Annotated in this window: 7 protein-coding genes; 3 read left to right on the forward strand and 4 right to left on the reverse strand. The window is 67.6% G+C overall.

Annotation, left to right across the window (positions count from 1 at the left end; translation table 11 throughout):
- Nucleotides 1–198: 198 nt before the first annotated feature.
- Together WAW17_RS18585 and WAW17_RS18590 are read right to left on the reverse strand one after the other, a co-directional pair.
- The gene (locus tag WAW17_RS18585; protein WP_422334406.1) at nucleotides 199–1,071 is read right to left on the reverse strand and encodes an oxygenase MpaB family protein; all 873 of its coding nucleotides are present in this window, start codon (nucleotides 1,069–1,071) and stop codon (nucleotides 199–201) included.
- 74 nt (nucleotides 1,072–1,145) lie between these two features.
- Nucleotides 1,146–1,568, reverse strand: coding sequence for an HIT family protein (locus tag WAW17_RS18590; protein ID WP_422334407.1), 423 nt, complete (start codon nucleotides 1,566–1,568; stop codon nucleotides 1,146–1,148).
- Nucleotides 1,569–1,668: 100 nt separating this feature from the next.
- On the opposite strand from WAW17_RS18590, the gene WAW17_RS18595 reads away from it, so the two are divergent.
- Genes WAW17_RS18595 through purD form a run of 3 tightly spaced genes read left to right on the forward strand, consistent with a single transcriptional unit; the run spans nucleotide 1,669 to nucleotide 6,237 of the window.
- Nucleotides 1,669–2,913 carry a glycosyltransferase gene (locus tag WAW17_RS18595; protein ID WP_422334408.1) on the forward strand — a complete coding sequence of 415 codons (1,245 nt, stop codon included), beginning with the start codon at nucleotides 1,669–1,671 and terminating at the stop codon, nucleotides 2,911–2,913.
- Nucleotides 2,910–4,928, forward strand: coding sequence for an ArnT family glycosyltransferase (locus tag WAW17_RS18600; protein ID WP_422334409.1), 2,019 nt, complete (start codon nucleotides 2,910–2,912; stop codon nucleotides 4,926–4,928). The genes WAW17_RS18595 and WAW17_RS18600 overlap by 4 nt, the downstream gene beginning before the upstream one ends.
- 55 nt (nucleotides 4,929–4,983) lie before the next feature.
- Nucleotides 4,984–6,237 (forward strand): phosphoribosylamine--glycine ligase, encoded by a 1,254-nt coding sequence (gene purD / locus WAW17_RS18605; RefSeq protein ID WP_422334410.1) that lies wholly within the window; start codon nucleotides 4,984–4,986, stop codon nucleotides 6,235–6,237.
- Here purD and WAW17_RS18610 read toward each other — a convergent pair.
- Together WAW17_RS18610 and WAW17_RS18615 are read right to left on the reverse strand one after the other, a co-directional pair.
- The gene (locus tag WAW17_RS18610; protein WP_422334411.1) at nucleotides 6,234–7,736 is read right to left on the reverse strand and encodes a serine hydrolase domain-containing protein; all 1,503 of its coding nucleotides are present in this window, start codon (nucleotides 7,734–7,736) and stop codon (nucleotides 6,234–6,236) included. The two genes, purD and WAW17_RS18610, sit on opposite strands and share 4 nt — an antisense overlap.
- 158 nt (nucleotides 7,737–7,894) lie before the next feature.
- A partial coding sequence (locus WAW17_RS18615) for a 3-hydroxybutyrate dehydrogenase (RefSeq protein WP_422334412.1) occupies nucleotides 7,895–8,638 on the reverse strand: 744 nt, incomplete at its 5' end.

Raw genomic sequence — 8,638 nt, forward strand, 5'->3', positions numbered from 1 at the left:
AACGGAATCTAATCCTCGTGCTCGACAACGACGGCAACAGTGAAGGGCCCACGGCGTGATCCCCAACGCCCGGCTAGATGACGGCCTCGAAGAACCATAGGGGGACGGCGTCGACGGGCGACCACCAGACCATTTTCAGCCCGGAACGGGCGTCCCACCAGGGACAATTTGGCTAGATGTAGAACTTCCGCGGTCCCGCTAGATGACGTGGCGGTGCGCGGCAAGGCGGCGTCGCATGTCCCGCAGGTAGTACCGGGCGGGCGCCTCCCGCAGCGGGCGAGGAAGCCGCTTGTACGCGGCGGGGAGCACCTTCATCAGCCGGTCGAACCGTCGCTGATCGCGCTCGGTCCAGGGCAGTTCGAGTTCCTGGCGGAAACGGTCGGGGAGCAGTCCGATCGTGATGAAGCGGTTGGCCCCCATCATGGCTCGCATCGGAGCGGGCGCCTGACCACCGCGGAGAAGGTCACGCACGTAATGACGGATTTTGTCGTCGATCTCGAGCGTGGCGACCTGGTGGTCCCAGTACTCCCGGAACGCCTTGCGGTCGGCGGGCCACATGTCTTCCGGCACCTGCAGGGCGGTGCCATAGATGGCGGCGTCCCGGTAGACACGGTCGGCGAACTCATCGTCCATGGGGCCGTAGAAACGTTCGTACAGATCGGCGGCGCCGTAGTACAGCGTCGCCGCCACCCACAACTGCAGCTCCGGATCGAAGGCGTTGTACGTCTCCGAGCGGACCGGCACGTGCGCCTTGTTCACCATCCGCACGATCGTCTTGCGCTCCTCCTCGGTGCCGAGGGTGACCGCGTAGATGTACGTCATGGTGGTACGCAACCGGTCCACCGGGCGGATCAATGTGGTGCTGTGGTCGGCGACGCCGTGCCCGACCCCCGGGTTCGCGAGCTGCAGGATGACGGTGGAACCTGCCCCCAGATAGATGAACGATTCCCGGGTGATGGTCGAGAGGGCACGGGCATGACCTTCGCCGCCCTGCGCCTGCACCTGTGTATCCGCCTGCACATCTGCGCCGGCCTTCGCGTTCTTGTGAGCCTTGCTGTCGTGGAGTAGCACGGTCGGTCCCCATCTCTCATGCAACAATGTTTCTCAAACTGTTGCATAGTTGCGGTCGCCGGACAAGGGACTTACTACTCTGGTACGTCGGCGTGGCCGTGCTCGCGGAGGGCGGCCCTGATCTTGCTCGCAGCCTCGTCCAGTGACTCCGGTGACGGATTCGGATCGGCCTTGCTGATGTCGAAGTCGCCCATGTCGTAGGCCGGGAAGACGTGCACGTGCAGGTGCGGAACCTCGAGTCCGGCGATCAGCAGACCTGCCCGGGGTGCGTCGAAAGCCGGCCGCACGGCACGGCCGATCGTGCGCGCAACCTCCATGACCTTGGTCCACAGCTCGCCGTCGACGTCCTGCCACTGGTCGACCTCCACCCGGGGGACGACGAGTGTGTGCCCCTGCGTCACGGGCGCGATGGTGAGAAAAGCGACCACGTCGTCGTCCTCCCACACGAACCGTCCGGGCAGATCTCCGTTGATGATTGCGCTGAATACAGATGCCATGTGCAGAGGATATGTTCCGCCTCCCTCGGGGGTGCGGCTGACAGGTGATTCACAGGCAGGGCCCAGAGTGGTCGGAGCGTGGACCGCGACTCTGGCAGGTATGACGACGAAAACGTTCTCCGGCGCCCCGCACGCCGTCAGAAGCACCTCGAATACCGAAGCTTCGCCCGTGCTCGACGTTGTCGTGCCGGTCTACAACGAAGAGGCGGGTCTCGAACGCTGCGTGCGTCGGTTGCGGCAACATCTCGACGAGAACGTGCCCTACTCCGCCCGCATCACCATCGCCGACAACGCCAGCGTCGACGGCACTCTCGCTGTCGCGACGCGGCTCTCGCGCGAGGTCGAGGGCGTGCGGGTGGTGCACCTCGACGAGAAAGGCCGAGGTCGTGCGCTGCGTGCTGTGTGGAGCGCGTCGGACTCCCGGGTCGTCGCCTATATGGATGTCGACCTCTCCACCGACCTCAACGCGCTGATGCCCCTCGTGGCACCGCTGCTCTCCGGGCACTCCGACATCGCGATCGGTACCCGGCTCTCGAGGTCTTCCCGCGTGGTGCGCGGACCCAAACGTGAATTCATCTCCCGCAGCTACAACCTCATCCTGCGTGGCGCCCTGCACGCGCGCTTCTCGGACGCCCAATGCGGCTTCAAAGCCATGCGCACGGACGTGGCGCGCCGGTTGCTCCCGCTCGTCGAGGACCCGGGCTGGTTCTTCGACACCGAACTGCTGGTGCTCGGAGAACGTGCCGGACTGCGCATCCACGAGGTTCCGGTGGACTGGGTCGACGACCCCGACAGTCGCGTCGATATCGTCGCCACCGCCGTCGCGGACCTGAAGGGTGTGTGGCGCGTCGGCCGCGGTCTGGCCACGGGTTCGCTGCCGCTGGCTACGCTCCGGGCCGGTTTCGACCGCGAACCCCTCCTCGTCGGTGTCCCGCGCGGGATGGTCGGACAGCTCGTCAGGTTCGCCGCGATCGGCGTCGCCTCCACCGTGGCGTACACCCTGCTGTACCTGGCGCTGCATCCCTTGGTGGGCGCGCAGTGGGCCAATGCGCTCTCGCTGTTGATCACCGCGGTACTCAACACCGCGGCCAACCGGGCGTTCACGTTCGGAGTCCGCGGATCTGCGGGCGCCGCACGCCATCAGCTGCAGGGCCTGCTCGTCTTCGGCTTCGGTCTGCTGTTGACCAGCGGACCATTGTTCCTGGTCCACGCGACGGTCCCCGATGCCTCCAGGAACTTGGAGCTCGCGGTGCTGATCATCGCGAATCTTGTTGCCACCGTTACCCGATTCATCGCCCTTCGCTGGGTGTTCCGAACCACCCGAACCGAGGGAGTTTCCGCATGACCACCACACTCGAAGCGCAGACAGTCGCGCCGGCGCAAGGACCGCGCGGTAGGCGCTGGGAACCCTGGGCGCTCGCCGCGCTGCTGGCGGGCACCGCGGTCGCCTACCTCTGGGGGCTCGGCGCGTCCGGCTGGGCCAACTCGTTCTATTCCGCCGCGGTACAGGCCGGTGCCGAATCGTGGAAGGCATTCTTCTTCGGTTCGTCCGATGCCGCCAACTCGATCACCGTCGACAAGCCGCCGATGTCCCTGTGGGTGATGTCGTTGTCGGTGCGCATCTTCGGACTCAGCTCATGGGCCATGCTGGTGCCCCAGGCGCTGCTCGGCGTCGGCTCGGTCGCGTTGCTGTACGCGACGGTCAGGCGCTGGTTCGGTGCGAGCGCAGGGCTGCTGGCCGGGATGGTGCTGGCGCTGACTCCCGTTGCGGCGCTGATGTTCCGATTCAACAACCCCGATGCCCTGCTCGTGCTGCTCATGATCGCATCCGTCTGGGCGCTGCTGCGCGGCGTGCGGGACGGACGCACCCGGTGGCTCGTCCTCACGGGTGTGTTCATCGGCCTCGGCTTCCTCACCAAGCAGTTGCAGGTGATGCTCGTCGTGCCGCCGCTGGCCCTGACCTATCTGATTGCAGGACCGCCGAGGTTCGGAAAACGACTGGCCCAGTGCTTCGCCGCCCTGGGCGCGATGATCGTCTCTGCCGGCTGGTGGCTGCTGATCGTCGAGCTGTTGCCGGCGTCGTCACGGCCGTGGATCGGTGGGTCGCAGAACAACTCGATCCTCGAGCTCACCCTCGGTTACAACGGTCTCGGTCGCCTCAACGGTGAGGAAACCGGCAGCGTCGTGCCGGGTGGCGGAGACCGCGGTGCCACGATGGGCGGTGCCACCGAGGCGGCGACGGGCGCCATGCCCGGCGGCGGGGCTCCCGCCGGCGGTGGCGGCATGTGGGGTAGTGCCGGTATCACCCGCATGTTCGAATCCGCGCAGGGCGGGCAGATCGCCTGGTTGATCCCTGCCGCGTTGATCCTGCTCGTCACGGGACTCGTCCTGCGTGGCCGGGCGCCGCGCGTCGACATCCAGCGGGCGTCGTTCATCGTGTGGGGTCTGTGGCTCCTGGTCACCGGGCTCACTTTCAGCTTCATGGCCGGCATCTTCCACGCGTATTACACGGTGGCGCTCGCCCCGGCTGTCGCGGCGTTGGTGGCGATCGGGTCGGTCAGTTTGTGGCGGCGCCGGGACGCGCTCTGGGTACGTGCGGTGATGTCTGCGACCGTGCTCGTCACCGTCGCCACTGCCTGGATGCTGCTCAGTCGCAGCGCCTCGTTCGCGGCATGGCTGAAGTGGGCTGTCGTGATCGTCGGTGTCCTCGCGGCCGTCGCGATGCTGGTCCCGGCGATGACGCGGGGCCGGATCGCAGTCGTCTCCGTCCTCGCGGCGCTCTTCGCCGGGCTCGCCGGACCCACCGCGTATGCGCTGGACACCATTGCCACCCCGCATACCGGGTCCATAGTCTCGGCAGGTCCCGACGTCGAGGGCGGTCACGGCGGCCCGGGTGGCATGGGGCGCCCGGCCGGTCGTCCCGGCGGGATGGCCGGCGCGGGGATCCCCACACCTCCGGCAGGTATTCCCGACGGCATGGGCGGTCCCATGGCCGGAGCAGGCGGCGGTCTCCTGTCGGGCAGCACTCCGGGCGACGAACTGGTCACCCTGCTCGACACCGACTCCGACGAGTACACCTGGGTGGCAGCCGCGGTCGGGTCGAACAGCGCGTCCGGCTACCAGCTCGCGACGGAGGACCCGGTCATGGCGATCGGTGGCTTCAACGGCAGCGACCCGTCGCCGACGATCGAGCAGTTCCGGCAGTACGTGGCCGACGGCAAGATCCACTACTTCATCAGCAGTGGCCGCGGCGCCGGCATGGGCAGTGAGGGCACCTCGTCCGAGATCTCGTCATGGGTGCAGGAGAACTTCACTTCCGTCACGGTCGACGGTGTGACGCTCTACGACCTCACTTCCTGACGCGCTGAGTGCACTCTCCGACGTGTGGTTCTCGGCGGGCCGTAGTCTGACACCCGTGCGCGTACTCGTTATCGGCTCCGGAGCCCGTGAACATGCCCTCCTTCTCGCCCTTGCTCGCGATCCGGGTGTCACAGCCCTGATGTGTGCTCCCGGCAACGCCGGGATCGCCAAGATCGCCGAGCAGTATCCCGTCGACGTCGCGTCGGGTGAGGCCGTGACGGGCCTGGCGAAGAAGGTCGAGGCGGATCTGGTCGTGATCGGCCCCGAGGTGCCTCTGGTCCTCGGTGTGGCCGATGCGGTCCGTGCCGCCGGCATCGCCTGCTTCGGCCCGTCGGCTGCTGCGGCGCGTATCGAGGGTTCCAAGGCGTTCGCGAAGGACGTCATGGCGGCCGCGGGTGTGAAGACAGCCCACAGCGAGATCGTCGACTCGCCGGCCGAGCTCGACGCGGCCCTCGACCGCTTCGGCCCCAACTGGGTGGTCAAGGACGACGGCCTGGCGGCAGGCAAGGGCGTCGTGGTCACCACCGATCGGGATGCCGCCCGCGACCACGCGGCCGAACTCCTCGAGAACGGTCATCCTGTTCTCCTCGAATCCTTCCTCGACGGCCCCGAGGTGTCGCTGTTCTGCCTGGTCGACGGCGAGACCGTGGTGCCTCTGTTGCCGGCCCAGGACCACAAGCGTGTCGGTGACGGAGACACCGGTCCCAACACCGGCGGCATGGGCGCGTACACCCCGCTGCCCTGGCTGCCCCACTCGATGGTCACCCGGATCGTCGACGACGTCGTGAAGCCGGTTGCGGCCGAACTCGTGGCGCGAGGCTGCCCGTTCAGTGGCCTGCTCTACGCGGGCCTGGCGATCGGCAAGGACGGCCCGGCCGTGGTCGAGTTCAACTGCCGATTCGGTGACCCGGAAACGCAGGCCGTGCTGGCGTTGCTGAAGAGCCCGCTCGGTGCACTGCTGAACGCCACCGCCACCGGCACACTCGACAAGGTGGCGCCGCTCGAATGGCAGGCGGGATCAGCGGTGACCGTCGTGGTCGCGGCCGAGTACTACCCGGGCACCCCGCGCACCGGCGACCTGATCACCGGCGCCGACGGCGACGGCATCCTGCACGCCGGCACGAAGGTCGTCGACGGCCGTGTGGTCTCGGCCGGTGGACGGGTGCTCAGTGTGGTCGGCGTCGGGTCGGACCTGAGCGAGGCCCGCGACGATGCCTACGCCAAGATCGCGGCAGTCAAGCTGCCCGGCAGCCACTTCCGCACAGACATCGGGCTGGCCGCGGTCGAGGGCCGAATCTCGATTCCCTAGTGCTCCGCCCTACGTCGGCGTCGTCTCGTGCGCCGGCGACCGAGTATCGCCGCCGCGGCGACGGCAACCGCACCCTCCGCCCACAATCTCGGATTCGTGCTTGCCGGCCGTTTCTCGGCCGACAACGGCATGATGTCGAAGTGGACTGCGCGGGTGCCGTTTTCGGGGTCGCGGCTGAACACCACCCGGAAACTGCCGAGTCCGTCGGGGAGTTCGATCCGGAACGCGTAGGGATCCGTGTCGTCGTCGGGGTGGAGCGGTAACGGCCTGAAAAGAGCGGGAACGGGAGTCAGAAACCGGAGGACGATCACGCCACGACGGACGAAGACCTCGGCCCCGGCGCCCAGCATGGCCCTGACGCGGGCATCCGTGAGCCGGCCGGGAAGGTAATACCAACCGCAGATGTCGGACCAGACGTCGGGACGGTGCGGAACGTCGGTGCGGATCGTCTCGTGAGGGATGTCGAGCAGGTCGTCGAGTAGGTTGCCCATTTCGCCCGGAAGCCACAACACTGCGCGGGTGGCCCCGTTCGTGAAGGCCATGATGGCAACGCCGTCCTCGGGGGCCACCACGATCTGCGAGTCGAAGCCGGGGAGGATGCCCTGGTGCTCGGCCACGAGATGGCCGCCGGTGATGCGACGGAAGAAGGTCAGACCCATACCCGGTATCCGCGGATCGGGCTGGTAGTGGGGCTCGAACATCGTGGCCAGTGTCGAGGCCGCGAGCACCGAACCGTGCTCGCCTGCGCCACCGCCCAGAAGTGCGGCGAGGTAGCGGGTCATGTCCCGGGGGGTGGAGTACGCCGCCGCCGCGCCTCCCGTCGCCCAGTCACGAACCGGAACGGCCTCGGCGCCGCCGGAGCCGAACCTGTACCCGGTGGCGAGACGCGACCGGACGCGTTCGGACGGCACGAGGTCGGTGTCCGCCATACCGAGGGGTCCGAAGAGGTGCTCACGGAGGTAGCGGTCGAGCGACTGCCCGCTCACGTCCGCGACGATCTGCCCGAGCGTGGCATGCGAGTGATCTCCGTATCTGAACCGTGTGCCCGGTTCGGCGTCGATACGCAGTGCCCCTCGGTAGTACTCGGCGAGGGAGGGAACGGGACGCCCCGGCTTCACGCTCTCGCCGAAGTCCGGCCGCAGCAGCCCGGACGGCGACACCAGTTCGCCGATGCCGGCGGTGTGGGTCAGCAGGTGACGCACCGTCGCGGGCCGCCAGTCCGGCTTCGCGGGGATCAGCCGGTATGCGCGAAGGTAGTCGGCGGCGGGCGCGTCGAGGTCGACGAGCCCCTGCTCCCACAGTTGCATGATCGCGATCGCCGTAAAGGTCTTGGTGATCGAGGCGATCCGAAAGACCGTGTCCTCGGTGACAGGGGTCTTCGTCGGTATGTCCGCGACGCCGTGTCCGTGGAAGAACTCGAGGGACCCGCCTCGGATCACCCCCAGCGCCAGTCCGACGGCGGGCCGACGGTGGAGGATCTCGTCGACTCTGGTCTTCATCTGGAGTTCATCGACGTGCATCGCTGTCCCCTCGCGCTCGGATCGCGGAGGTGCCGACGGTGTGGCCGGTCCTTCCCCTACCCTCCAGCGTGACATCGACACGTGCTGAGTGGAAGACCGGTTCATCTGCTGCTCGGTGGGCGACCGTCACGCGAGGGTCAACGCGCCGTCCACCCGCCGTCGATGGTGTAGGACGCGCCGGTGACCATGCCGGCGTCCGGCGACGCCACCCATGCCACCAGTGAGGCCACCTCGGCCGGCACCACCAGCCGCTTGATCGCGCTCTCGGTGAGCATGACCTTCTCGATCACTTCTTCTTCGGTGATTCCGTGAACCCGGGCCTGATCGGCAATCTGGCTCTGCACCAACGGTGTCAGTACGTAACCGGGGTTGACGCAGTTGCTGGTGACGCCGTGCGGGCCGCCCTCGAGGGCCGTCACCTTGGACAGACCCTCGAGACCGTGCTTGGCCGTCACGTAGGCGGACTTGAACGCCGAGGCGCGGAGTCCGTGCACCGACGACACGTTGATCACCCGTCCGAATCCGTTGGCATACATGTGGGGTAACGCTGCGCGGATCAGAAGGAACGGTGCCTCGACCATGAGGGTCTGGATCCGCCGGAAGTCCTCGGGGCGGAAGTCCTCGATGGGGCTGACGGTCTGGATGCCGGCGTTGTTGACCAGAATGTCGGTGTCCAGGCGCAGGTTGTCGAGCTGATCGGTGTCGAGCAGGTCGACGTGCCATGCGGTTCCGTCTATCTCGTCGGCGAGGGTCTTGGCGGCCACGTCGTCGAGGTCGGCGACCGTCACGCGGGCGCCGCGTGCCGCCAGTGTCCGGGCGCAGGCCGCGCCGATTCCACTGGCGCCGCCGGTGACCAGCGCGGAGCGGCCGGCGAGGTTCTG

Origin of the sequence: Rhodococcus sp. (in: high G+C Gram-positive bacteria), assembly GCF_049286785.1 — a bacterium.
GTDB lineage: Bacteria > Actinomycetota > Actinomycetes > Mycobacteriales > Mycobacteriaceae > Rhodococcus_F.

Excerpts from the sequence above, each read along its gene's own strand:
- WAW17_RS18590 (WP_422334407.1), bottom strand. The coding sequence starts at position 1,568 with ATGGCATCTGTATTCAGCGCAATCATCAACGGAGATCTGCCCGGACGG.
- WAW17_RS18595 (WP_422334408.1), top strand. The coding sequence starts at position 1,669 with ATGACGACGAAAACGTTCTCCGGCGCCCCGCACGCCGTCAGAAGCACC.
- WAW17_RS18600 (WP_422334409.1), top strand. The coding sequence starts at position 2,910 with ATGACCACCACACTCGAAGCGCAGACAGTCGCGCCGGCGCAAGGACCG.
- WAW17_RS18610 (WP_422334411.1), bottom strand. The coding sequence starts at position 7,736 with ATGAAGACCAGAGTCGACGAGATCCTCCACCGTCGGCCCGCCGTCGGA.